15 protein-coding genes are annotated in these 23,934 nt (G+C 74.8%); 6 read left to right on the forward strand and 9 right to left on the reverse strand.

What is annotated here, in order from left to right; translation table 11 throughout:
• Positions 1–90: 90 nt before the first annotated feature.
• The 6 genes from WMF12_RS26790 to WMF12_RS26815 all read right to left on the reverse strand — a co-directional run bounded on the left by WMF12_RS26790 (position 91) and on the right by WMF12_RS26815 (position 13,422).
• Positions 91–1,011, reverse strand: a complete 921-nt coding sequence (locus WMF12_RS26790) for an MYXO-CTERM sorting domain-containing protein (protein ID WP_437850055.1) — start codon at positions 1,009–1,011, stop codon at positions 91–93.
• Between the two features lie 139 nt (positions 1,012–1,150).
• The gene (locus WMF12_RS26795) at positions 1,151–1,753 is read right to left on the reverse strand and encodes a hypothetical protein (RefSeq protein ID WP_437850056.1); all 603 of its coding nucleotides are present in this window, start codon (positions 1,751–1,753) and stop codon (positions 1,151–1,153) included.
• Between the two features lie 58 nt (positions 1,754–1,811).
• On the reverse strand, positions 1,812–5,147 hold the full coding sequence (locus tag WMF12_RS26800; RefSeq protein ID WP_437850057.1) for a hypothetical protein: 3,336 nt from the start codon (positions 5,145–5,147) through the stop codon (positions 1,812–1,814).
• 155 nt (positions 5,148–5,302) lie between these two features.
• On the reverse strand, positions 5,303–8,530 hold the full coding sequence (locus WMF12_RS26805) for a hypothetical protein (RefSeq protein WP_437850058.1): 3,228 nt from the start codon (positions 8,528–8,530) through the stop codon (positions 5,303–5,305).
• Between the two features lie 59 nt (positions 8,531–8,589).
• Positions 8,590–10,032: a sigma 54-interacting transcriptional regulator gene (locus WMF12_RS26810; protein ID WP_437850059.1), complete on the reverse strand. Its 1,443-nt coding sequence runs from the start codon at positions 10,030–10,032 to the stop codon at positions 8,590–8,592.
• A 162-nt stretch (positions 10,033–10,194) separates the two neighbouring features.
• Entirely contained in the window at positions 10,195–13,422 is a 3,228-nt protein-coding gene (locus WMF12_RS26815) for a hypothetical protein (RefSeq protein WP_437850061.1), read from the reverse strand.
• A gap of 264 nt (positions 13,423–13,686) precedes the next feature.
• On the opposite strand from WMF12_RS26815, the gene mug reads away from it, so the two are divergent.
• Positions 13,687–14,199 (forward strand): G/U mismatch-specific DNA glycosylase, encoded by a 513-nt coding sequence (mug, locus tag WMF12_RS26820; RefSeq protein ID WP_437873900.1) that lies wholly within the window; start codon positions 13,687–13,689, stop codon positions 14,197–14,199.
• 152 nt (positions 14,200–14,351) lie between these two features.
• On the opposite strand, the gene WMF12_RS26825 is transcribed toward mug, so the two are convergent.
• Positions 14,352–14,858 (reverse strand): hypothetical protein, encoded by a 507-nt coding sequence (locus tag WMF12_RS26825; RefSeq protein ID WP_437850063.1) that lies wholly within the window; start codon positions 14,856–14,858, stop codon positions 14,352–14,354.
• A 280-nt stretch (positions 14,859–15,138) separates the two neighbouring features.
• On the opposite strand from WMF12_RS26825, the gene WMF12_RS26830 reads away from it, so the two are divergent.
• The 4 genes from WMF12_RS26830 (at position 15,139) to WMF12_RS26845 (ending at position 19,806) form a co-directional block, all read left to right on the forward strand.
• The gene (locus WMF12_RS26830; protein ID WP_437850064.1) at positions 15,139–17,682 is read left to right on the forward strand and encodes a PAS domain S-box protein; all 2,544 of its coding nucleotides are present in this window, start codon (positions 15,139–15,141) and stop codon (positions 17,680–17,682) included.
• A 129-nt stretch (positions 17,683–17,811) separates the two neighbouring features.
• A complete protein-coding gene (locus tag WMF12_RS26835; RefSeq protein WP_437850065.1) occupies positions 17,812–18,384 on the forward strand; it encodes an OmpA family protein in 573 nt (190 codons plus the stop codon).
• Between the two features lie 356 nt (positions 18,385–18,740).
• Positions 18,741–19,247 carry a YtxH domain-containing protein gene (locus tag WMF12_RS26840; RefSeq protein ID WP_437850066.1) on the forward strand — a complete coding sequence of 169 codons (507 nt, stop codon included), beginning with the start codon at positions 18,741–18,743 and terminating at the stop codon, positions 19,245–19,247.
• A 10-nt stretch (positions 19,248–19,257) separates the two neighbouring features.
• The gene (locus tag WMF12_RS26845; protein WP_437739529.1) at positions 19,258–19,806 is read left to right on the forward strand and encodes a hypothetical protein; all 549 of its coding nucleotides are present in this window, start codon (positions 19,258–19,260) and stop codon (positions 19,804–19,806) included.
• Positions 19,807–20,105: 299 nt separating this feature from the next.
• On the opposite strand, the gene WMF12_RS26850 is transcribed toward WMF12_RS26845, so the two are convergent.
• Together WMF12_RS26850 and WMF12_RS26855 are read right to left on the reverse strand one after the other, a co-directional pair.
• On the reverse strand, positions 20,106–21,224 hold the full coding sequence (locus WMF12_RS26850) for a CBS domain-containing protein (protein WP_437850067.1): 1,119 nt from the start codon (positions 21,222–21,224) through the stop codon (positions 20,106–20,108).
• 417 nt (positions 21,225–21,641) lie between these two features.
• Entirely contained in the window at positions 21,642–22,823 is a 1,182-nt protein-coding gene (locus WMF12_RS26855) for a mechanosensitive ion channel family protein (RefSeq protein ID WP_437850069.1), read from the reverse strand.
• Between the two features lie 420 nt (positions 22,824–23,243).
• Between WMF12_RS26855 and WMF12_RS26860 the strand changes: the two genes are divergently transcribed.
• The gene (locus WMF12_RS26860) at positions 23,244–23,840 is read left to right on the forward strand and encodes a hypothetical protein (protein ID WP_437850071.1); all 597 of its coding nucleotides are present in this window, start codon (positions 23,244–23,246) and stop codon (positions 23,838–23,840) included.
• Positions 23,841–23,934: the final 94 nt, after the last annotated feature.

Raw genomic sequence — 23,934 nt, forward strand, 5'->3', positions numbered from 1 at the left:
GCTGCAGGCGCGGCCGGCCGAGGCCGCGCGCGCAACGTCCAGCACAGAGGCCATCTCGCTCGATCCCGGGCGCTCGCGGCGCGGGCGCCGTCAGGCGCGGCGCGCGCGGCGCTCGCCGCGCCTTCGCGCGAGCGCGGCGGCCGCGCCGAGGGCGACGAGCGGCAGGGCGAGGGGCGTCGCGGCCTCGTCGGGCGAGAGCCGGCAGCCGCAGCCGCCCTGCTTGGGCTCCACCGGCGGCGGCGCCTCGGCCGGCGGCGCGTCGTCGACGGGCGCCTCCGCCTCGGCGGCGCCCTCCGCGGGCGCGCCCTCGGAGGCCTCTTCCTTGGCGGGCTCGTCGCTCTTCTCGGCCTCGGCCTTGTCCGCCTTCTCGTCCTTCTTTTTCTTCTCGCCGCTGAAGACGATCGCGCGGCGATCGATGACGGGGTTGTCGCCCTGCAGGGTGATCTTCTGCTTCGGCCCCATCTGCACGCCGTCGCTCACGCGCTTGATCACGAGCTCGTACTCGCCGGCCTCGAAGCCTCGATCGCGCCGGAGGACGAAGTCGAACTTGGTGATCGCAAAGACCTTGCCGCTGCTGTCGGAGAAGCCGACGTCCATGCTCTCGTTGATCGACTGCTGGTTCTGGAGCGGGATGCGGACGAGGACCGGGGTCTCGGGCGACTTGTCGGTGAGCGCTCGCTCGTAGTGCACCGTCGGCGTGAACGAGAACAGCATCGGGATGTGCCCGAGGTGCGGCATCCCTCCGTAGTTCATCGTCATCTTGAGCTTCCATCGGCCGCTGTCCTCCTTGGGCGAGCGGTCGACGATGGTGACGGTGCCCGCCGCGTGCGCGGCGCTCGCGGGCAGCCACGCCCCGATCAGCGCGAGCGCGGCGGCGACGACGCGCGCGAGGAAGAGGCGGCGCGCCGCGCCGGGCTGGGTCGCTCCGGGGCGGGCGTGAGGACGCTCGGCGCGCGGACGCCGCGCGCCGAGCTGAGACAGGGGACCGGTTCGAGGTCGGGCGGTTCGCATGCGCGGCACGCTACCAGGGATTTCGTGGCAACGAGACGCGGACGAGAGGGCGGGCGGGGCGGACGAGAAGAGGGCTGGCGGCGTGGACGAGAAGATCACCGCCAGCGTGAACGAGACGATGACCGCCAGCGCGCGGGGCTCAGTCCGGGAACCAGAGCAGCGCGTCGGAGGTGGGCTTGTAACAGGCCTGGCGGCCCGCCTCCTCGTTGTCGGTGCAGCTCGCGTTCTCGAGGCAGTCGATGATCTCGTAGCGGCCGGCGGCGTTGTAGATGGTGGTGAACATCGCGCGCTGGGCCCCCTCGAGCTTGCTGAACGCGCTCTTGCACGCGGGGACGGGCACCCTCTCGCAGCGGGCCATGCGCGCGCAGCGGGACTCGATGACGGGCGCCGCCGTGGGCTCGTCCGGGTTCAGCTTGACGGCCACCTCGTCGTTGCACTCCAGGATGATCTGGCTCCGGTCCGGCGAGCTCTCGGTGGCGGCCTCCATGCGGCGGGAGAAGCAGCTCGTCATCGCGCGGAGGTACGTGGGCGACGAGGTCGGGTAGGCGGCCTTGCACGCGTTGAGGTGCTCCCAGGATGCACCGGCGCGCTGGAGCTTGGCGAGCGCGGAGCACCACTCGGCCTGGGCCGCGATGACACCGTCGCGATCGGGGAAGCTGGTGGGCCGCTCAGAGCATGCGTTCAGCGCGAGCATCGACGCGGCCACCGCGATCGGCAGGGCCAAGGATCGAAGGGCGGGCATTGGCGGACCCTAGCACGAGAGGTCCGCCGACGCGGAATCTCCGGATGCTCGCCGCCCCTCATGGCCGGTTTGACAGAAGCTCGCAGCGAAGTCGCACGCCGCCGCCGCGGGGGGCGGCGGCGCCGTCGGGGCCGAAGACCACACCGAGGTCCAGCCCGCCCCGGGCCGCGGCGCGGACCTCGATCGCCTCGACGCACAGGGCGCCGCGGCCGCCGGAGAGCAGCGCGGACGCGGGGGCGTCCCCCTCGAACAGCGGCGCCCCGTTCCTCGAGGCTACCCGCAGCGTGGCGGGCAGCTCGGCGATGAACCGGTGCGACGGTCGCGCGCCGCCGCAGCCGCTGGCGCCCATCTCCGCGAGCGACGCGAGGGGCCCGAGCGGCTCGAGCGGACCGACCTGGCCACGGGCGACGTCGATCGGCCCCGCGACCACCTCCCCGGAAGCGACGGAGTATCCGATGAGGGCCACGCCAGGGGCGTCGAGCCGGCGGCCCAGGGTGAGGCGAGCGCCCGGGAGCTCGGGGACTCGCGCGAGCCCGAAGGCCGGGAAGGTGCCCTGCCGCACGGCGACGACGAAGCTGCGCCTCCCGGCGTCGAGGGCGAGCAGCTCGCCGCCCGGCAGCTCGACCGCGGCGGCGATCGCGCCGGCGTGGTCGAACGGCAGGAGCGCCGGGGGCTCGGCGCCCGCGCGCACGCGGAGGCCGCGCCGCCCGTGCGGTCCGCTCGCGTCGAACAGCAGCAGCAGATCCGCGGGCGCCCTGGCGCCGGGCGCGAGCAGCACGGGGACGATGTCGCCGGACGCCGCGCCGAGCGAGCCGTCGCGGAGCGACAGGCGGCGCGGCGCTCCGGCGCGCGCGAACGGCAGGAGCACGCTCGCGGTGAAGGTGCCGTCGCGGAGCGCGCCCAGGGGCGAGGACGGGGCGGTCGACAGCGAGACGACAGGGGGCGCGCCGCCGGTCGGACGGGCCGTCGCGGGCACGCCCCCTGCCGCGAGCGTGCCCCGGGGAGCGCGGCGAGCGGGGAGGCGACCCGAGGGGGGCGGCGCCGGGGCGGCCGACGGCGGCGGGAAGGACGAGGGGTCGTCGTCGAGGCGGCAGGAGACGAGCGGCGGAGGAGCGGCGCGGAGCGCTGGGTTCACCGCAGGAGCGAAGGGCGGCGGCGCGCCGCGCGGCGAGGGCGGAGGGCCGCCCCAGCCGAGGCGGACGAGGCCGTGCTCACCCATCGCGCAGCCGATCGGGGAGCAGGCGAAGGGGGCGCCCTCGTCGAATGGAGGCTCGATCTGGCGTGCGGGCGGGCCCTCGGCCGGGCGCCACGAGCGGCCGCCGTCGGTCGACTCGAAGAAGGCCGGCGGGTCGTCGCCGGTGGCGGCGAGCGCGAACCGCCCGCCGACGACGACGTTCTGGACGCCAGCCGGGAGGGGAAAGACGGTGATGCCGCCGCGCGCGTCGATGCGCAGGCCGGCGATGCGGCCGCCGCGGCGGCGCGAGAGCAGCCGCTCCGCTCGACGGGCGCGCGCGGGAGAGCCCTCCTCCGGCAGCGCGTCGCGGGCGGGCGAGACGTCGTCGGCCTCCTCGGGCAGGTGCAGCCAGCCGCGCACGGCGCCGTCGTCGTCCTCCCAGAAATCGGTGTCGACGAGGCGCGGCGGCGATGCGGCGTCGGCGGACCCCGGGAAGACGCCGCCCGCGAGCGCCGGGAAGGCGCCGCCCGCGAGCGCCGGGTCGCGATCGCGCACGCGGACCACGCGGACGCCCTCGGGCGGGCCCGCAGGACGTTCGCGCCCGCGCGCGGGGGGGCCGGGAGGCGATCTCCGCGGCGCGCCGTCCTCCTCTTCGCCCTCGGAGGTCCGGCGCCCTTCCTCCTCGTCCTCCTCGGAGGGCCGCGGCCGCGGCCCCTCCGGCGCCTCCAGCACGAGCGCGGTGACGGTCCCGCGCTCGCCGACGATCCAGCGGTAGAGGCGGTCGGCGTCCTCGCCCTCGATCCGGCGCTCGACCCAGCGGCCGCCGCCGACGCGCACGCACACGCGCGCAACGCCTTCCTCCGCGGGCTCGCGGCTCGCGGCGTCCTCTCGCGGCTCGTCCGGCGAAAGCCGCGCGAAGCGCGAGGGCCATGGCGCCTCGTCGTCCGTCGGGCCGGCGTCTCCCGGGCTCTCCGGAAAGTCGTGGAGCCCAGGGGGGACGCTGCCGCACCGGCCGATGAAGGCGAGGCGACCGCGATCGTCGCCGACGAACGCGCCCTGCGGGCTCGCGATCGGGTCGGGGCCTCGGCCGCGGGGCGGGAACGTGGCCTCCAGCCGCGGCGCGGAGAGCGTCGTCTCGAGCCGGAGCACCTGGGCGGCCTCGTGCGCGCACGCGAGCAAGACGTCGTCGCCCGACCGGAACGGCTGGCAGCGCGCATAGCTCGGGTCGAGGCTCTCGATCGCCGCCTCCGCGAGGGGCTGGGCGGTCGCCCCCGCGAGCACGGCGAGGCCGCCGTCGCGAGCGACGAGCAACCGGCCGCCAGGGAGGAGAGCGCCGGTGGCCGCGGCCAGCGCGAGCCCTGCCGGGGCGAGCGCGCGGACCGAGGAGGCGCCGAGCGTAGGGTCCCGCGCAGGCGGGAGAGAGAGCGAGGCGCTCGGCCCGGCCCGCGGCGGAGGGGGCACCGCGGGTACGAGGCCGGCGGCGCTCACGTGGAGCGTGGCGCCGCCCAGCGGACCCAGGAGCGCGACCGCTCTGCCGCCGTCCTGCTCCTCGAGGAGCGACGTGGCGAGCCCGCGCGTCTCGAGCACGTCGATCCAGGTGGCGCCCCCGTCCAGGGTGACCGAGGCGCGGCCGAACAGGTCGAGGCGCGCCGCGCGGCGCGCGTCGACGGCCACCGCGTCGACCACGCCCGCGGCGCCGAAGCGGCGAACGGCGAGCGTGGAGGGATCGATCTCGAGGAGCCCCCGATCGCTGCGCAGGAGGATCGCGTCGAGGTACGGCCGCGCGCCGCCGGGAGCGCCGACGTCGGCGATGGGCGCGAGCTCGCCGAGGAAGTCGGCGGCGCGGTAGACGCGGCCCTCGGACCACAGGAGGAACCCGCCCCCGAGGCGCGCCGGGATCGACCGGAACCCGCGGAGCAGCTCGGCCGCGGGGGCATCGGCGAGCACGACGCCCCCATCGACGCGAACGCGGCGCCCTTCGAAGAGCGCGGGCTCCGGGCGGGGCGCGGGCACGCGTTCGTCGGCCCCGGCGGCGGCGTCGAGGAGGACGCCGATGTCCTCGGTGAGGACGTAGCGCGCAGGAGAGAGCGGGAGCGGGTCGGCGAGCGCGGCGGCCCGCGGCTGCGCGGGCCGCGGGGAGCGCTCCGGGGCGGCGCTGCACGCGGCGAGGGAGAGCGCGAGGAGCACGCCTGCGCGGGAAGGCATCGCGGCGGCGCTCACGCGGCGCATTCTAGACCATCTGGAAATCCGCCGCAGCGTGCTGCTGGATGGGCAGACGGGCAGACGGTGCGCCGCGAACGCCGCGCGATCCGCGGCGCACCGCGCGATCCGGGGCCGCGCTCCGCGGTCGAGAGGTCCGCGAGCGCGCGCTCGGCTCAGCGCACGCCCACGACCGCCTTGCACTGCACCGGCTGCCGGCTCTCCTGGCCGTACAGGACGAGCGCGAGCGTGCCGCCGCCGGCGCCCTGCGCCGGCTCGCTCCGCCGCGCCGCCGCGGGGCTCGGCCCGCCGCGCCCGCGCCGCTCCACGAGCCCGCCGCGCGCGCCGAGCGTCGCCGCGGGCGTCGGCCCCGCGAAGCGCGCGATGAGCTTCTTCACGACGCCGGGCGGCTCGTAGAAGCCGAGGCCGCCCTCGTAGCGCTCGTCGCGCACGACGAGCTCCACGGCGTCGAGGCACGCGCGCTCGCGCGACCACCGGATCACCGCGACGCCGGCCGTCCCGGCCGCGGTGATCCCCGGCAGCGCGCCGGGCGCGAGGCCGATCTCCGTATCGAACGACAGGACCACGCGCGCCTCTCCGCCGCGCGGCGCGCAGGCGGGGTCCCCGCCCGCGCCGAGCGCGCCGAGCGGGGCGAGGGCTTCCTCGGGCCCCAGGGCGCCGAGCACGGGGTCGACCACCGAGAGCACCGCGCCGCCGTCTCCTGCCACCGCCACGAAGACGGGCGCGCCCGCGCGAGCGCCTGCGCCGAAGGCGAAGCGCGCCCGCTGCGCCGCCGTCGCGCGCGCGGTGCGCTGCACGTGGAGCTCCCGGATCGCCGGAGGCGGCCCGCCGCCCGCGGGCCGCGCGAGAGGAGCCTCGCCGCGCGCGCCGCGGAAGTCGACCGAGCTCACCACGAGGCCGTCGTGCTGCGTGCTCAGGATCACCGCGCGATCGCCGAGATCGACGCCGATCGCGGGCTGGGGGGCGCAGCCGCCGACCGGCCGCGTGACGCGCGCGGCGTCCAGCAGGCCGGCGAGGCACGCCTCCGCCGGGCCGGTCGCGACCGGGGCCACGCGACCGTCGCGATCGATGACGAGCCCGATCGGCGCCTCGTAGGGCCGGTACGCGAGCTGGAGCAGCCCGGCGCTCGCGAGCGGAACGGTGGCGCGGTGGATCTCGGCGCGCAGGTCGAGCGGCGCGATCCACGCGAGCTCCGCGTCGGCAAAGGAGGGGCCCGGCAGGCCGCCGCTGCCCGACTGGCCAACGCTGCCCGACTGGCCAACGCTGCCCGTCAGGCCAACGTTGAACGACGGCAGCGTCAGCATCCCGAGGGTGCCGAGCCGCAGCGTGCCCGCCATGCGCGAGGGCGGCGCGGCGACGGCGCCGAACCCGGACGACTCCGGCACACGCGCGGCGTCGAGCGGCCCCGCGAAGCTGCAGGCGAGCCGCGCGAGGGGCGGCGGCGCCGGAGGCCGCGCCGTCCTGTCGCGATCCGGCGCGGGCCGCGCAGGGAGCGGCTCCGCCAGGGCCGCGCCGGGCGGCGACGCGGCGCGGCCTACGGCGCCGCCGCCGCCGCCGGAGCGCGGGGCCGACGCCCACCCGAGCCGGAGGAACGTGCCGAGGCTGCAGCCCACCGCCGAGCAGGCGTTGAGGCGCGCGGCCCCGCCGCCCGGCGGCGGCGCGACGGGCGCCCACCGCTGCCCTCGATCGATCGTCTCGAAGAGCCCGCCGTCCTCGGTCTCGGCGAGCGCGAAGGGGCCCGACGCCGCGATCGAGCGCGCGCGCGCCGGCACGGCGTGGCGGCGCAGCCGGCCGGCGGGGTCGATCGTGATCGGCGCGGGATCGGCCGCGTAGCCGTGCACGGGGAGCCAGCCCTCGATGGCGCCGTCCGCGCGCGCGGCGAGCGCGCGCGAGAGCAGCTCCGCCCGCTCCTCGCCATACGGAGGCCAGAGGAGCGGCGGCTCGCCCCGCGCGAGCCGCACGACGCGCAGCGCGCCGCGCACCTCGACGCGCTCGCCGTCCGGCAGGAACGTGCCGGGGCGCGCGATGAGCGCGACCGCGCCCCCGCCGCGGCGCGGGATCCAGGCGAGGACGTCGCTCGCGTCCGCCGCGTCGAGGCGGTGCTCGACCCAGTCCCCCGGCCCGCGCCGCACGCAGAACACCGCGCTCTGTTGCGTCGCGTCGCCGCCGAGCGCCCCTTGAGAGAGCGCGCGGAGATCGATCCGCGGCCTCGGCCGCCCCTCGCATGGCCCCACGTAACCGAGCGCCTCGCCGTCGACGCCGACGAAGCGATCGGTCTCCCGCGCCGGCTCGGGCAGGAGCTCGAACGAGCGCTCGACGCGGAGCGCGCGCGCGTCGCTGGAGAGGTCGACGACGCTCGCGCGCTCCGGGCCGGCGCAGACCGCGAGCAGCGCGTCGCTCGCGCGGAACGGCGCGCACTCGCCGCTGCCGGGCGGGAGTGGCGCGACGGACGAGGCGCGGCCGGTGGCGAGGTCGACGCGGCCGATGAGTCCGTCCACGGCGAGCGCGGCCCCGCCGTCGGCGAGCGGCAGGCCCGAGGCGACGGCGTCCGCGAGCTGCTCGAAGGGCGCGCGGCCGAGCCACCCGGGATCGACGCCGGCCGCCGGCGGCGCGCGCCGCGCGCGGGGCTCGCCGAGGCGACCGCTCGGCTCGACGGCGCGCTCGAGGCCGAAGGCCAGCGAGGCGACGATCTCCTCGCCGCGGACGTCGAGCGCGATCGCATCGCCGAGCTCCGCCGTCACGTCGCGGTACGAAGCGCCCGCGTCCAGCGTGAGGAGCGCGCGCCCGAAGACCGTCAGGACGAGCGCGCGGCGCTCGCTGGCCGCCGCGGCCGCGACGAGGGACGGCGAGCCGAGCGGCCGCAGCGCGCCGCTCGCGCCCTGGACGACGAAGCTCCCGGCCGCGGTGAGCAGCCCGATGCCGTCGAGCCATGGGAACGCGCTGGCGACGTCGCCCGGCAGGGTCGCGAGCTTGCGGAGCTCCCCGCCGAAGCTCTCGGCGGCGTAGATGTCGCCGCCGCTCCAGAACAGGTAGCGCGCGGCGCCGACGGCGCGCGCGCCGGGCCGGGCCCACGCGGGGAACGCCGCGCCGCCGGCGAGCACCACGCGGTCCGCGCCCAGCGGCTCGAGCCGATCGAGGCCGTGCAGCTCGGCGCGCTGGCCGTTGACGATCGCCCTGTCGACCTCCCGGCCGTCGATGACCACGCGCTCGACCAGGCCGAGGTAGGGCTGCGCGACGTACCGGGCCGGGCCGAGCGCGACGGTCGAGGTGGCGCGGGGAGGCGGTTCGAGCGCGCCGGGCGGCGCGGCCGCCGGCTCGGCCGCGCCGCACGCCGCGAGCGCGAGCGCGGCGAGGAGAGGAGCCACGACGTCTTCGGCGTTCATGCGGGTGCGGGCCTCGGCGGGCGCGAGTGGTGCCGCTCTGCGCGGCGCCGAGCGCGATGCTACCCGCGAAACGTGTCGGCCTTGAGGTTGTACCGCCTCATCCAGCGGTGCACCTGCACGCGATCCCTCCCCAGCACGCGCGCCACGGCGGCGACGTTCCCCTGGTGCCTCGCCAGGAGATCCCGAAGCACGCTCTCCTCCGGGGTGGTCCTCGGCGGCAGCGGCCCGCCCGGCGTGGACGCTCCGTCCTCCGCGGGCTCCTCGTCGTACTGCGGGTAGACCGTGGCGCGGGAATCCTCCACGAGCGGGCTCGCGAGGGCAGCGCCCCGGGCCCCGTACGTCTTCATCCGCTCGCGGATGCTGTCGCTGAGATCCTGGATGCCGAACTCGGCGCCGCGATCCGCGGCGGCCCAGCGCTTCAGGAGCGCCTCGAGCTCCCGCACATTGTAGGGGAAATCGTGGTGGAGCAGGGCCGTCATGGAGACCATGCTGGGCCGGATCTCGGACCGGCCGTGGCGCGCCGCGAGCGCGGTGCAGAGCAAGAACATGTCTTCCTTGCGTTCGCGGAGGGGGGGCAGGGTCACGCTGTGCTCGTTCAGGCGACCGAACAGATCGGCGCGGAAGGCGCCCGTCTGCTGGAGCTTGTCGAGATCGCGGTGCGTGGCGGCGACGATCCGCACGTCGATCCGCTCGGCCTGCGTCCCGCCGAGCGGCGTGAACTCCTTCGACTGGATCACCCGGAGGAGCTTCGCCTGGGCTTCCGCCGGCATGTCCCCGATCTCGTCGAGGAAGAGCGTGCCCTCGTGGGCCGCGCGGAGGATGCCCGCCCTGTCGCGGTCGGCGCCCGAGAACGCGCCGCGCCGGTGCCCGAAGAGCTCCCCCTCGACGAGGGCGGCGGGGATGGCGGCGCAGTTGACGGCCAGGAACGGGCCGCGCCGGCCGCTCCAGTCGTGGAGCTGCTGGGCGAAGATCTCCTTTCCCGTCCCGCTCTCACCGCGAATCAGCACCGAGAGCTCGCTGCGCGCGATCTCGTACAGGCTGCGGGCGAGGGTCCGGGTCTGGTAGCCGCCCACGATCCGCCCCATCGAGAAGCTCGGCGGCCCCTCCTGCGAGCCCGGCGGCTCGACGTAGGCCCCGTCGATGCGGTAGCGGGCGTAGCTCTCGACGTCGCGCTCGACGAACTTGAAGATGGCGTCGCCGACCCGGACCTGGTCGAGGTGCGCGATGGGCGCCTCCGTGACGAACTCGCCGTTGCAGAGCGTGCCGTTGCGGCCGCCGAGGTCGGTCAGCCGCCAGACGCCGCCCCGCCGCTCGATCCGAGCATGATGGCGCGAAGCGCTCCGCGTCGGCACGGACACATCCGCGGTCGGATCGCGGCCGAGGACCGAGCCTTGCTCGAGCACGGGGTACGCAGGACGGAATTGCTCGTAGTTGTCGGCGTAGAGCAACACGAGCCCCGCCCCGGCGCTGGTCTGCCGAGAGAACGGAGCACGAAATTGCATTGACGCTGTACTATCGATGTCCTTCGACCGTTCTGTCCCGTCGCCGTGCATTGGGAATGGTGATGGTACCAACCTATCCGTCCGCCGGGCGCATCATTCGTCCGAGCCGATCGTGCTTGCGGAGGGGTCTTCGGAGCGGCTGACCCACATCCACGCCGCGCCTCAGCCGTCCTCGGGCCGCGCGCCCACGGAGCACACGAGGCGCTGCGTCGTCGCCTGCGCTCGCAGCGCGCCTTGTCCTGCGCCGGCGCCGGCGCCGCTCCCCTGCCCCCGCGCGGCCGTCCACCGCGCGATCAGCGCCGCGCCCTCCGCGCGCTCACCGCGCCGCCTCGAGTCGGAGGCCGCGAGGTGCAGCGCTTCGAGGCAGACGCGCTCGCGCCCCCAGCGCACCTGCGCGAGGCCCTGGTTCCCGAGCGCGATCGCGGGCAGCGCCCTCCGATCGAGGCGCAGCGCGCGCTCCGGATCGAGCGCCACGAGCGCGCGCCACGCGCCCCTCTGGGCGCGGCAGCGCGCGTCGCTGGCGGCGGTCAGCGTCGCCCAGGGCGCGAGCGCGACCACCTCGCCCGCGGTCCCCCCCATGCGGTCCAGCACCGCCGCGCCCGCGATCTCGAGGGCCGAGCCGTCGAGCACCAGCACGCCGGCCTCCCCATCGTCGCGCCACGCGAGGGTCATCGGCCGGCCCCGGAGCTCCTCGCGGTCGAGCGCCACGAGGCGCGCAGGCCGCCGGGGCTCCGGCGTGTGCTCCTCGACGGCCACGCGGCGCCGGAGCTCGCCGAGCACGAGCGCGCGGCCAGGACCGAGCAGGAGACCCGGGGCCCGCCCCGGCGCGGTGTCCGCGTAACCTCGGCGTGGCTCGAACGCCGGGAGCGCCCGCGCGCCCTGCGGGCCGAGCAGCAGCTCGCCCGCCTCGGCGAGGACGAGCAGCCCGACCTCGCCGCTCGCAGCGAGCAGCGGCATCGACGCGCTGCGCTTCCCGCCGTGCCCGCCGCTCGGCGCGAGCTCGGTCGCGTTCAGCCGGAGCGCCTCGCCGCGCAGATCGAAGGGCGGGAGGTAGAGCACGCTGTGCGTCCGGACCGCCGCGACCTTCGGCCCTCCCTTTCCCGGCGCCGCGCCGCCCTTGCCCGACGCCGCGCCGTTGGGCGGCGCCTCCTCCGGCGCGGCCTCCTCGGCGGGCAGCGCCTCCTCGGCCGGCCGCGCGGCGCGCCCAGGCGCCGGCGCGTCGGCGACGACCTCGAGCGTCTCGCCATACGACGTCGGCACGGTCCATCGCTCCGAGCCAGCCTCGGGCGCGGCGCGCGGGCGCAGCGCCGGCAGCTCGATCGGCGCACAGGAGAGCGACGGCAGCGCCTCCGGCGGCTCGTCGATCCGGCCGACGCCGCCCGCGCAAGCCGCCGCGTCCGCCCCGCCGGCGCCCGCGCGGCTGGCCTCCGCCGCCCCGGCGGCGCCCGCGCGGCTGGCCTCCGCCGCCCCGCAGCTGGGACCCGGCGCGGCGGCGATGGCCGGCGGCGGATCGCCCGCGCCCCAGCCGAGCCGCACCACGCCGCTCAACGCACAGCCGAGCGCGGAGCACCCGCCCTGGAACAACGGCGGCGGCACCGGCGAGCGCCCGGCGGCGCGCCACGTGCGGCCGTGATCGAGCGTCTCGTAGAGCTCCGTGCCGGCCGTGACGAGCACGCCGTGGTCGCCGGTCACCACCATCCCCGCCGGATCCGGCGGCAGGGCGTGCGGCGAGACCGTCCCGTCGTCCGCGATCGTGACGCCCAGGCTCCCCTGCCCGACGGGATCGGGCCACTCGACCGACGACAGCCACCCGTCGACCCCGCCGTCCTCGCGCGCGCGGAAGCGCCTGTCGACGAGCGCCCGTGTCCCGTCGCGCAGGGGCGGCGTCCAGTACCAGCCGGGGAGGTGCCCGCGGAGCTGCACGACCCGCGCGCCCCCCTCGTCGCGGCCCCGCGGCGCCCCGGCGGGCGCTGGCAGCCGCGCGTCGCGCTCGCCCCTCAGCAGCGCGATCGCGCTCCCGTCCCGGCGCGGCGCCCAGCCGACCAGCGTCTGCGACTCGCCGAGCTCGACCGCATGCTCGACCCAGTCGTCCGGACCGCGCCGCACGCAGATCCTCGGGTGGATCACGACCTCGCCGTAGCGGCGATCTCGCTCCTCGTCGCTGGCGACCCGCGGCGACGCCGCGCAGCCGCCGACGTAGCCGAGCGCGCCGCCGTCATCGGCCACGAAGAACCCGTCGTCGCTGAAGGCGCGCTCCATCCGCGGCGCCTCGCCGCGCTCGGAGCGCAGGACGTAGCTGCCGTAGCCGTCGTAATCGTCCCACACGCAGAGGAAGAGCGGCCCGTCCTTCGCCGGCACCGGCGCGCAGCCCAGCCCGTCCGGGAGCCAGCCGGAGAACCGCTCGCGCACCGCGCCCGTGCTCACGTCGATCCGCGCGACGCCGCCCTCGAACACCCCGAGCGCGGTCCCGTCGGGCAAGAGCGCGCCCGCGGAGATGGCCGCCGCGAGCGGCGCGAGATCGTCGAGGACGGGGGCGTCGCGGGAGGCGGCCTGGGCGCCTGCGAAGAGCAGCTGGAACGACCCGCTCGGCTGCCAGATCGCGCGGGGATCGCCGTCGGGCCGGCCGAGCGAGCCGTCCGGGAGGACGGCCACGCGCCCGAGCGCCGTGTCGAGCGAGAGCGCGTCCGGGGCGACGCTCAGGGCGCGCACGGCGAGCCCGAGCCGCTGGCCGACGTCGATCCACGTCCTGCCGCCGTCCGCCGTCGTCGCGGCGCGGCCGAAGACGTCGAGGCGCGCCGCGCGCGCGGCGTCCAGCGCGGCCAGATCGTGGATGGCCGGCATGTCGAGCGCCCGGCCCCGATCCTCGCCCGGCAGGAGCTCCCGCGGCCCCTGCTCCGTGAAGACCACGACGCCTCGCAGGCCGTTGCGGGCGCCCCGCACCGCGCCGCCGCCGCCGAGCGCCACCTCCGCGAGCGGCCCCGTGAAGCCGCGCGAGCGGAACGCCCTGCGCCGGGTCCAGTGCAGGAAGCCCCCGCCGAGGTGGGGCGCGATCGCGAGCGATCCGACGACCGGCTCGCCGGACGCCCACAGATCGGCCTCCCACGCCGCCGCAGCGACGCGCCCGTCTCCGCCGAGCTCGATCCGCGCGCCCTCCGTGACGACGCGCGCCGCGACGGCCGCGGCCGGTCCGTCGTGCGTTGCCCGGAACACGCCCTCGGAGAGCGCCTGGAAATAGCGCGCCCCCGCCGGGGCAGCGCCGGCGGAGCCGGTCGCGCCCGACGCACGCGCGGCCCGAGCAGCCCCCGCGCCGCTCGCCGGGCTCGGCTCGGGCGCACGCGCGCAGGCGGCCGCGAGGAGAGCCGAGATCAGACCGAGCGAGCGCACCAGCATCCGGGGAAAGCACGACGGTATCCGTTGTCGCGCCCCCGTCCAGCGTCGATCCACGTCCTCGCCCCCCCACGCCGTCACCCCCGGCGGCCGCGCCCGTCGTCCCCGGCTCCCGCGCTCCTCGCCCTCGGCGCCCGCGCTCCTTCGCGCAGCGGCGTCGTAAGCTGCAGCCGCGGCGCCCTGCGCCCGCCCGGAAAGCCTGTGCACTCCCCTCCCCGCCTCCGACGACCCACCCGCGACGAGCTCCTCGCCGCCGCCGGCAAGACGGTGCCGGACGTCATCGCCCCGGACCTCGACGTCCTCTTCTGCGGCATCAACCCGGGCCTCTACACCGCCGCCGTCGGGCACAACTTCGCCCGCCCCGGCAACCGGTTCTGGCCGGCGCTGCACGCCGGCGGATTCACCGATCGCGTGCTCTCCCCGTCCGAGGAGCGCGAGCTGCTCGATCTGGGGGTTGGGATCACCAACGTGGTCGAGCGCGCGACCGCGTCGGCGGACGAGCTGTCCGCCGAGGAGCTCGCCGCGGGCGGGCGGCGGCTCGAGACCACGGTGCGACGCTACCGCCCTCGCTTCCTCGCCGTGCTCGGGATTGGCGCCTATCGAGGCGCCTTCGGCAGGCCGCGCGCCGTGCCCGGCCCCCAGACAGAGACGCTCGGCGCAACGCGGCTCTGGGTGCTGCCGAACCCCAGCGGGCTCAACGCCAGCTACCAGCCGGACAGGCTCGCGGCGATGTTCCGCGCCCTCCACGAGGCGGTCACGTCGACCCGGGCCACGCGGTGAGCGGCGAACGCGCGCCGACGCCGATCCCCTGAGACGAAGGCCCAGCCCACCGCCGCCGCCCCGCGCGACATTCGTCCTGCGCCGACTCGGCTCTTCCGCTTCAGGCCAGCTCAGCGGCGGCCACGGAGGACACAGGCGGTCTCCCGGCGCGCCTACTCGGGCAGCGCGCTCGCCTCCTCCTGAGGCACCTTCGCGCGCGCGCGGCGGGCCTCTTCCCGGACGGCCGCGAGGCCGGGCGGCCCCCCGGGCGATCGCCCGCCGCGGTTGGTCACCGCGGCGAGCCACGCAAACGGCGAGTCGGGCGCGCTCTGCGCGACGAGGAAGACGGCGCGGGACGCATAACGCGAACAGCCGTCCTCGCACACGGGCAGGACGAGGCGGAGCCCTCCGCCGCCACCTCGGCCCACGAGGGGCGCCACGCGGAGCTCCGACGGAGGCGGCGACAGCACGGCCATCATCGCGCGCGCCATCAGATCGACGAACGTCCCGCCGGACATCGCAGGCGGCTCGTAGGTCGGCATCCCCGCGCCGTCCGCCGCGTCGAGCCGGCTCGGCGGGAGCGCGAAGAGCCCCGCTCCGTCGGCCGCAGCCGCCGGCGACGGCAGCAGCGCGCCCACGAGCGCTCCCACGAATGAAGCCAGCTTGAGTCCGAATCGCATACGTGCTCCCTCTGCGGCACGTCCAGCAGGCCCCATGCCAGCCACGCGCTGCCGGCCGCGGCGTCGCGGCGCCGCATCCACGACGGTCCGCTCCGTTCGGCGCGCGTGACGGATCGCCACAGCGTGGCGCGCGGAGCCCGATCCCGCGCGGCCTTGTCGCTGCGCGCTGGAGGTGCCGCGGCGAGCCGGAGATGCCCGCTTCGAGCAGGAGAATGGCCCTCGCCGCGCGCGCGCCGCTTTCGCTTGCCAGAAGGTCCGGGCGCCGTTAACCGTCTTCGTCATGCCCGACCGAAAGCCAGGGCTGAGCCCGCTTCAGGTGAAGTCCTCGGTCCAGCCGGGCGCTCCCCTCCCGTCCGCTCCGTCCGAGCCCGTGGCGAGCATCCTGCTCGTCGACGATCACCGCGCGAACCTCCTCGCCCTCGAGGCCGTGCTCGATCCGCTGCGCCAGCGGCTCGTCACCGCGCAATCCGGCGAGGAGGCGCTGGAGCACCTCCACCGCGAGGAGTTCGCGCTGATCCTCATGGACGTGAAGATGCGCGGAATCGACGGCTTCGAGACGGCCGCCCGCGTGAGGGGGCTCGATCGGGCGAGGCACACGCCGATCATCTTCATCTCGGGGCTGCCGGAGGACGAGGACCGACGGTATCGCGGCTACCGCGAGGGCGCGGTCGACTATGTCGTCAAGCCGTTCAATCCCGACATCCTCCGCGCCAAGGTGGCGGTCTTCGTCGAGCTGCACCGGAGGGCCGAGCAGATCAAGCGGCAGGAGGCCGCGCTCCGCCAGCTGGAGCGCCAGGCGAGCGACGAGGTGTTCCGGCGCATCATGGACACCAGCATGATGGGCCTGCTCTTCAGCGACTACGAAGGGCGCGTCATCGAGGCGAACGACTGCTTCCTCTCGATGATCGGCTACACCCGCGAGGACCTCAAGGCGGGGCTGCTCAGCTGGCAGGAGCTCTCCCCGCCGGAGTACGAGCACGTCCACCACGACGCGATTACCGAGCTGAGCCTCCACGGCGTCACGAGGCAGTTCGAGAAGGAGTACATCCGCAAGGACGGCAAGCGCGTGGCGGTCCTCGTCGGGTCCGCCCGCATCGAGACGCAGCGGCGCAACCTCACCTACGTGCTCGACATCAGCGAGCGCAAGCGCGCCGAGGCCAACGTCAGCCTCCTCGCCGGCGCGGGCGAGATCCTCTCGTCCTCGCTCGACTTCCGCGAGACGCTCGGGCAGCTCGCCCGGCTCGTCGTCCCGCTGCTCGCCGACTGGTGCGCCGTGGACATCCAGGGCCAGGACGGCGCGATCCAGCGCGTCGCCGTCCAGCACACCGACCCGCAGAAGGTGGAGCTCGTCCGCCAGATCGAGCAGAGCTATCCTGTCGATCCCGCGGCGAGCCGCGGTGTGCCGAAGGTGCTCCGGACGGGCGAGGCCGAGTGGGCCTCCGAGATCCCGGACTCCCTGCTCGTCGAGAACGCGCGGGACGAGGAGCACCTCCGGATGGCGCGCGAGCTCGGCCTCCGGTCGTACCTGGTCGTGCCGCTGGCGGCGCGCGGCCGCGTCCTCGGCGCGATCACGCTCGCGCACGCCGAGTCGGGCCGGCACTACACGAAGGTCGACGTGCAGTTCGCCGAGGAGCTCGCCCGGCGCGCCGCCCTCAGCGTCGACAACGCCCTCCTCTTCGAGCGCGAGGTCACCGTGCGCAAGGAGGTCGAGACGCTCGCGGAGGAGCTGAAGCACAGCGAGGCGCAGTTCCGGCTGCTCGCCGAGACGATGCCGCAGCTCGTGTGGACGAACCGCCCGGACGGCCACCACGAGTATTTCAACCGGCGCTGGTACGACTACACGGGGCTCACCGCGGAGGACACCGGCGGCGAGGGCTGGAGCCGGATCATCCACGCCGACGAGCACGAGCGGGCCATCCAGGCCTTCCGGGAGGCGCTCCGCACGGGCGAGCCGTACGAGAGCCAGTGCCGGCTCCGGCGCGCGGACGGCATGTACCGCTGGTTCATCGGCCGGGCGGTCGCCTCGCGCGACGGGTCGGGCCGCATCGTCCGCTGGTTCGGCACGTACACGGACATCGACGATCAGAAGCGCGCCGAGGAGGAGCGGCAGCGGCTCGTCCAGGCGCTGGAGCGCAGCAACAAGGAGCTCGATCAGTTCGCGTACGTCACGAGCCACGACCTCAAGGCGCCGCTCAGGGGCATCGCCAACCTCTCGCAGTGGATCGAGGAGGACCTGAACGACAAGATGACGGCCGAGAGCCGCAAGCAGCTCGATCTGCTGCGCGGGCGCGTCCACCGGCTCGAGAACCTCATCGACGGGATCCTGAGCTACTCGCGGGCGGGCCGCGCCCGCGAGAAGCCCGAGGCGATCGACGTCGGCAAGCTCCTCCGGGAGGTCATCGAGCTGCTCGCGCCCCCGCCGGAGACGCTCGTGGAGATCGCCCCCGACATGCCCGTCCTCGTCACGGAGCGCGCTCCGCTCCAGCAGACGTTCCTGAACCTGATCGGCAACGCGCTGAAGCACGCCGGGGGCACCGATCCGGAGGTCCGGATCAACGCGCGCGACGCCGGGCCGTTCTGGGAGTTCTCGGTCTCCGACAACGGGGCGGGCATCGCGCCCGAGTACCACGACCGCATCTGGGGCATCTTTCAGACGCTGAAGGCGCGCGACAAGGTCGAGGGCACCGGCATCGGCCTGTCGGTCGTACAGAAGATCGTCCAGAGCAAGGGCGGGCGCGCCTGGGTCGAGTCCGCCGTCGGCGCCGGCGCCACCTTCCGGTTCACCTGGCCCAAGATCGAGGCCAGAGAGCCTTCATCCCCCTGATGAGCCCGCATTGAGCGCGGGGCGTGGCGCGCGGCGACACGCCTCGATCGCCGGACAGGCACGGAGCTTGAACGACCTCCTCGGAACACGAGGCGGCTTATCGCGGCCGACCTCGAAAGGAGGGTTCACATGCTGTCGATGTCCAACCTGCCCAGGCTCTGCCTGGGCGCGCTTGCGCTCTCGCTGTTCACCGCGTGCGCCGCGGCACCACCCCCGGAGCAGGCTCGGCCTGAGCCGAGGTTACCCAACCCGGGCGCGGATGGAGTCTACAAGGTCGAATGGCCCGATCTCAGGGAAGGCGAAGATCGGTTCATCGGCCTCACCCTCGGGGCCGACATCGCCGACGTCTGCCGCCTGCCCAAGACGAGCTTCGCCTTCGACTCCGCCGAGCCGCTCCCGCAGGATCACGTGGAGCTCCGGGCGCTCGTCGACTGCCTGCTCTCATCGAGCCTCCAGGGCGCGAGGATAGAGCTCGTCGGCCGCGCCGATCCGCGCGGCACCCCGGCGTACAACCAGGATCTCTCGCTCCGCCGCGCCGCGCGGGTGAAGGAGATCCTCGTGAAGGAGGGCATCCCCGCGGATCGCATCACGACGCGCGCGACGGGCGCCGCCGAGGCGGTCGGAGCTCAACCGATGTATTCCTATGGCTATGATCGCAGGGTCGACGTCGCGCTGATCGGCGTCGCCCATGCCCCTCGGTGACGCGCGCGCTCGCCCGCTCGCCCGCTCGACGGACGCGGCTCGGAGCCCTGCCGGAGCGGCGCTGCAGCTGGCTCTCCCTCTCGGCAGGGCGGCTCTCCTCCCCCAATCCAACCTCTTCCGTTGGCGACGGCGCCGCGCGCCGCGGCCCTTGGTTCACCGGCGCTCGTCTCACGGCGCGTGTTGCGCCCGAGGCGCGTCACGACAGCTGTGGCGTTTCGTCACGCAAGCGCCACGGCGGCGCTCCGCGGCCCCGGGGACAGGCGCTCTGGGCGCAAGCTCTCGGTTGGTCCGGGCCCTGCAATGGTTTCCCGACACGAACCGGCGGATGTCGTGTCCGTCACGAGGAGACAAGAGCCATGACGAACCGAATGAACAACGCGGTGGGGACTGCGAAGGGTGTGGTTGAGTCGGCGGCTACCGGCGCGGGCGTCGCCGCGACGGCGGCCAGGACGACGGCGTTCGACGTCGCGAAGGCGGTCGCCGGCGTCGCCGCCACGGTCGGGGCGCTCGGCTTCGACGACGTGCTCGGCTGGGTCGGGCTCTCGCGCAAGCGGAGCCCGCTCACGGCGCTCGGCCTCTTCGGCGCCGGCCTCGCGGTGGGCGCGGGCGTGGCCCTGCTGCTCTCGCCGACGTCGGGCGAGGCGCTGCGCCGCGAGCTCCTGACCCGCCTCGACGGCCTGAAGCGCCAGGCGACCCGCGGGGTCGAGCAGGCCGAGCGCAAGGTCCAGGACAAGGTCGGCAGCGCGGTCGACGCGGTGAAGGGCGCGGTCGCGCCGTCCGACGCGAGCTCCGCGAACTCGCATTACGGCATCGAGGGAGCTGGGCTGTCCCACGGCGGCGAGAGCGGCCATCACCTGAGCTGAGGCGCTGGCCGTGTGGCTCGAAGCCATCATCACGCGGGAGGATCTCGCGCAGATCCTGGGCGAGTTCCTCCCGGTGAAGATCCACCTGGACGACGACGAGACGACCGATCGCTGGCTGTACCTGGGCAAGGCGACCGAGATTGCCCTGGCCGACGACCTGGGCTTGCGGGTCACCTGCCCGGCGGAGCTCCAGTGGTCCATCGCGGGCGTCAACCCCACCATCCGGCTCGATGAGCTCAAGGTGCTGATTTGCCCCGAGATCATCGAGAGGAACAAGGGGAACGTCCTGGCGTTCAACGTCGAGCTCGAGGAGGCGGACATCCGCGGCATCCCCTCGATCCTCGACCACACCGTCATGAAGGCGGTCAACGCGGCGCTCGCGAACAAGCGGCCTGAGTGGAACTTCACGAAGACGCTCACGCACACCGTGGGGCTCCCCTCCAACCTCGATCCGATCGAGGGGCTGCACATCGGGGTCGCCTGGGGCAAGCGCCGCATCAGTCAGGACGCGCTCGTGCTCGTGGTCTCCTTCAAGCTCAATTTCGTTCGAGGCGATTGAGCTTCGCGGTTCCCGACAAGCGCCCCGCCCCCTCTCCGGGTTGGCGGGGCGCTTCGCTCGAGCGTCGTTGTGTCCGAATCACGCTCGCCCGTTACCTCGCGATCCCGGAGGGGGCCGGGCATCCCGCCGAGCCCCCCGCCATCGGTCACCAACGTGAACGTTTACGTGGTCGTGAACGTGGTCGTGGTCGTCAACGATAGGCCGTGAACGACCACGACCACGACCACGACCACGACCACGTAAACGTTCGGATGTGGGAGGACGCGGCGCGAGGCTTGGTTAGCGCCTATGCCGACGCGCTAACCCACCTGAGGAGCCAGGTGAATCCTCCCGAGCCGACCCCCGCGCCCGCGCGTGAGCGCACCCGCGATGTCCGAGTGCTTGACGAGCCCGAGGTAGCTCTCTCCGTCGAAGACGGCGACCACCGGCGTGTTCTTCTCGATCATCTGCCGCCCCACCTCGTCGAGCGACACGTCCGCCGCCACCCGGGGCACGTCGCAGCGCATGATCCACGCGATGAACGACCCCTCCTGGCCGGCGGCCAGCGCGCGCATGACATCCGTGCGCGTCACGACCCCGATCACGCGGTCCTCGTAGACGACCGGGAAGTCCGGCTCCTGGCTCGCGAGGATCCGCCGCGCGGCGTCGCCCACGAGCTCGCCAGGCCACAGCTGGACCGCCCTGCCCTCGCTCGGAGGCTCTTCGGGCGGCGCCACGGGCGCCATCACCGCCTGCGCCGCGCTCCACTCCCGCCGCGCCTCCACGAAGAGGAGCGCCGACAGCGCGGCCATGACGAGCTCACCACCGAACAGGCCCATGAAAAACAGCACCGCCGCCGCCGCTTGCCCGAGCGCCGCCGTCATCGACGTCGCGAGCCAGGCGCCGGTGAGCGGCGAGAGCGCCTCGCGCAGCGCGCGCCCCCCCTCGAGCGGCAACGCCGGCAGCAGGCCAAGCAGGGCGATCCCCAGGTTCGCGCTGGCGATCCACACGATCGCGGCCTCGCGCGAGGGCGCTTCGGCGGCCTGAAGGACCGAGATCCACCCGAGCTCACCCACCCCGCGCGGGGCCTCGACGGCCAGCGCGAAGAGCACCGCGAGGGCCACGTTCGCCGCGAGGCCGAGCGCGCCGCCCTGCGCCCACCCGGCCGCGGGACGCGAGCGGCTGACGATCGGGCCGAGCGGCGAGAGCTGGATCTCGCGCAGCCTCAGCCCGAGCTGCCTCGCCACGATCCCACGCACGAGCGCCTGCAGCGCCACGCACCCGAGCAGCGCCGCGCCCAGCGCGCAGCCGAAGAGCGCGCCGCTCCAGCCGTGCCGCGCCCCCCACTGGAGCGCCCCGATCGGGAGCAGCAGGCCGAACGCCGCATGCGCAAACACATCAACACCGCCGAGCCGCGTGATCCTGATGACCGACTTCATGGTGTCTTGCTCCTGGGTTCCCGCAGGCACCTGCACATGGCGGGAGGCGCAGTTCCGACGTGCCACTGCCTCCTCCCCCGGGGCGTGGCGCACACCTCGTCGCGCGATCGACGGCTCGGCGGACGGGCACTTGTCCCAGATCTTTCTGACTTTACTGCAAATCACGTGCCGATTTCCTGCGCCTCACCTGCGAGGGAGCGGCGCGCGGAGCCCTTCCTGGCGGTCAGGGAGGGCGCGACTGACCTGAAGGGCTGTTCCGCAGCGCTGGTCGTCATCGTGTCGTCATCGCGTCGGAGCCCCTGTGGCAGGGCCTGGACCGGCCTGTGAGACCCCCGAGGGACGCAGCGGATGCCGGGCTCATCGGACATCGCCTGAATGCCGCGGTGTGGCGTTCCGCTACATGGTGGGCGCACGCCGTCACGGCGCCACATCGGGCAGCCTGTCGCCCGCTCCAGCCCGGCGCGCGCGGCCCGAGGCCGGACCACGACCCTCTGCCGCTTCCGAGAGAGAGGCGCTCCGGGTCAAACGCTCCTGCGGCAGGTACGCGCCGCCCTCCAGCTCCTGGACCCAGCGGAGCATCTCCTCGCGAAGCCAGCACCGCAGATCGAACAGCTGCCCAGGATCGCGCGCCGAGACGAGGAGACGCACCTCGATCGTGCGCTCTGTCACATTCGTGACCTGAACGGCCTTCACGCGCTCGTCCCAGAGCTCGCTGCTCGGGAGGATCGACTCGAAATGCCGCCGCAGGGCGTCCACGGGGGTCCGGTAATCCACGTAGATCTCGACGGTGCCCAGCTTCTCCGCCCCGTGCTTCGTCCAGTTCTGAAACGACTGGTCCAGGAGCCTCGCCGTCGGGACGATGAGCCGCCGCTCGTCCCAGATCTTCACGACCACGTGGGTCAGCCGGATCTCCTCGATCGTCCCGAACTCGCCGTCCACCACGACCTTGTCGCCGAGGTCGATGGGGCGGGTGAACAGGATGTGGAGGCCCGACAGGATCGCGCCGACCGGCTTCTGCGCCGCGAGGCCGAGCACGACGCCCGCGATGCCCGCCGACGCCAGCAACGAGACGCCGACGTTCCTCACCGCCTCGAAGTTCAGGAGCACGAGCGCGCTCGCCACGATCACGATGAGCACCCGCGCGACCCGCTCGAGCACGCGCGCCTGGGTGCGGAGCCCGCGGGACGACTCGCTCCCCTCCTCGAGGTGACGCAGGGCGCGCGCGTCCAGCACCTCCGTGAGGATCCCCACGATGCGCAGAAGGAGCCACGCCACCCCGCCGATGAACAGCGCCGAGAGGAGCGGCCGCAGATCGGTCACGAGGCCCTGGCCGAGCCGCGTGAGCTTGGCGAGTCCCGCTGTCAGGACGACCCCGAGACAAAGGGTCACGGGGCCGATTGCCGCGTCGAGTGTCTTTTCGTCCCACGGCGTCGCGGTCCGTCGCGCGACGACCGAACCGGCGCGCCGGAAGACGCCCGCGGCGATCCGAGCGAGCCCGAAGCCGACCGGAACGCTCGCCGCGACGATCACCCACGGCCACACGCCATCCCCCGGGATCCCCAGCCGGGCGCCGAGCGATTCAAAGTTCGAGTTCTGCATGCGTCCACTCCTTCACCAGCGCACCAGCGCCGCGCGCGCCTCCGTGGCCTGGAGCCCCCAGGGACACGGGCCTCCCCGCCGCGCTCTGGAGAGCGGCGGAGAGGGCTGTGACCGAGCGAGGCGCGCCGGGCTCATCCATCATGTGTGCGGCGTCCCCGCGGCACAGGGCGTGCCGCGGCCCCCTCCCCCGCGTGTCCAGCCAGATCCCCGCCGCTCGCCGACCAGAGCTCGCGAGGACGGATGGAGGCAGGCGCGCCCCGTTGCGGCGATCCGCGCCAGCGTCGCTCGACCCCCGCCGGGTGCGTGCGACCGACCCGAGCGGCGCGGCATGCGGTGTGCACACGGGGTGTGCACACGGGATGAGCAGCGGAGCCGACGGGGCGTCGAGATCGGCTGAAGAGACGCGGCAAAGGATCGTTTATGTCAGAGCGCAGAAGCCAGGTCGATGATTTCACTCGGCTCACCGAGGAGGATTTCACGCGGCTCACGCAGGAGACCGAGCGGCTCGCGAAGCACGTCGAGGATCTCCGGCACCGGATCGCCGCGACGACCGCGAAGCGGCGCGCGTCCTCCGGCACGCTCCCTGCGCAGAGCGCCACCCCGTGCGCACCGCCGCACGGGTCCCCCTCGGAGCGGACGCACAACGCGACCCCGGAGCGGCCGTGCGACGCCGCCGCGGAGCGGCCGTATGACACCGCCACGGAACGGCCGTATGACGGGCCACCGGAGCGGCCGTATGACGCCGCCGAAGAGCGGACGCACGACGCGGCGTCGGAGCGGCCGCTCCGCGGAGCGACGGAGAGGCCGCCCCCCCGTCACTCTCCCTTTCCCGAGCGCACCTCGTGCCTCGCGAACGTGTCGCGATGGCTGCCGCCGCTCAGGACTGCGAGAGATGCCATGGAGTCGGGCGTCCATGAGAGGGTGGGAGAGGCAGGGCGTTACAGCATCATCACGCCGCGCAACAAGCCGAGCGATCTCCCGACGAGGCGCCGCTCGCCCAAGTCCGACGTGGCCTGAGGCGCCGGCTCGGAGGGCCGCAGCGCCGGCGCGGGGGCCGCTTCCGCCGGTGTCCCGCCGCGGCTTCACGCGCGCGCTCGGCCGACCGCGCGCC

This window comes from Sorangium sp. So ce363 (genome assembly GCF_051520435.1).
GTDB lineage: Bacteria > Myxococcota_A > Polyangia > Polyangiales > Polyangiaceae > Sorangium > Sorangium cellulosum_B.

Bases quoted from the DNA above. Each gene is read 5' to 3' on its own strand.
- WMF12_RS26790 (WP_437850055.1), bottom strand. From the start codon at position 1,011: ATGCGAACCGCCCGACCTCGAACCGGTCCCCTGTCTCAGCTCGGCGCG.
- WMF12_RS26795 (WP_437850056.1), bottom strand. From the start codon at position 1,753: ATGCCCGCCCTTCGATCCTTGGCCCTGCCGATCGCGGTGGCCGCGTCG.
- WMF12_RS26805 (WP_437850058.1), bottom strand. From the start codon at position 8,530: ATGAACGCCGAAGACGTCGTGGCTCCTCTCCTCGCCGCGCTCGCGCTC.
- WMF12_RS26810 (WP_437850059.1), bottom strand. From the start codon at position 10,032: ATGCAATTTCGTGCTCCGTTCTCTCGGCAGACCAGCGCCGGGGCGGGG.
- WMF12_RS26815 (WP_437850061.1), bottom strand. From the start codon at position 13,422: ATGCTGGTGCGCTCGCTCGGTCTGATCTCGGCTCTCCTCGCGGCCGCC.
- WMF12_RS26825 (WP_437850063.1), bottom strand. From the start codon at position 14,858: ATGCGATTCGGACTCAAGCTGGCTTCATTCGTGGGAGCGCTCGTGGGC.
- WMF12_RS26830 (WP_437850064.1), top strand. From the start codon at position 15,139: ATGCCCGACCGAAAGCCAGGGCTGAGCCCGCTTCAGGTGAAGTCCTCG.
- WMF12_RS26835 (WP_437850065.1), top strand. From the start codon at position 17,812: ATGCTGTCGATGTCCAACCTGCCCAGGCTCTGCCTGGGCGCGCTTGCG.
- WMF12_RS26840 (WP_437850066.1), top strand. From the start codon at position 18,741: ATGACGAACCGAATGAACAACGCGGTGGGGACTGCGAAGGGTGTGGTT.
- WMF12_RS26850 (WP_437850067.1), bottom strand. From the start codon at position 21,224: ATGAAGTCGGTCATCAGGATCACGCGGCTCGGCGGTGTTGATGTGTTT.
- WMF12_RS26855 (WP_437850069.1), bottom strand. From the start codon at position 22,823: ATGCAGAACTCGAACTTTGAATCGCTCGGCGCCCGGCTGGGGATCCCG.
- WMF12_RS26860 (WP_437850071.1), top strand. From the start codon at position 23,244: ATGTCAGAGCGCAGAAGCCAGGTCGATGATTTCACTCGGCTCACCGAG.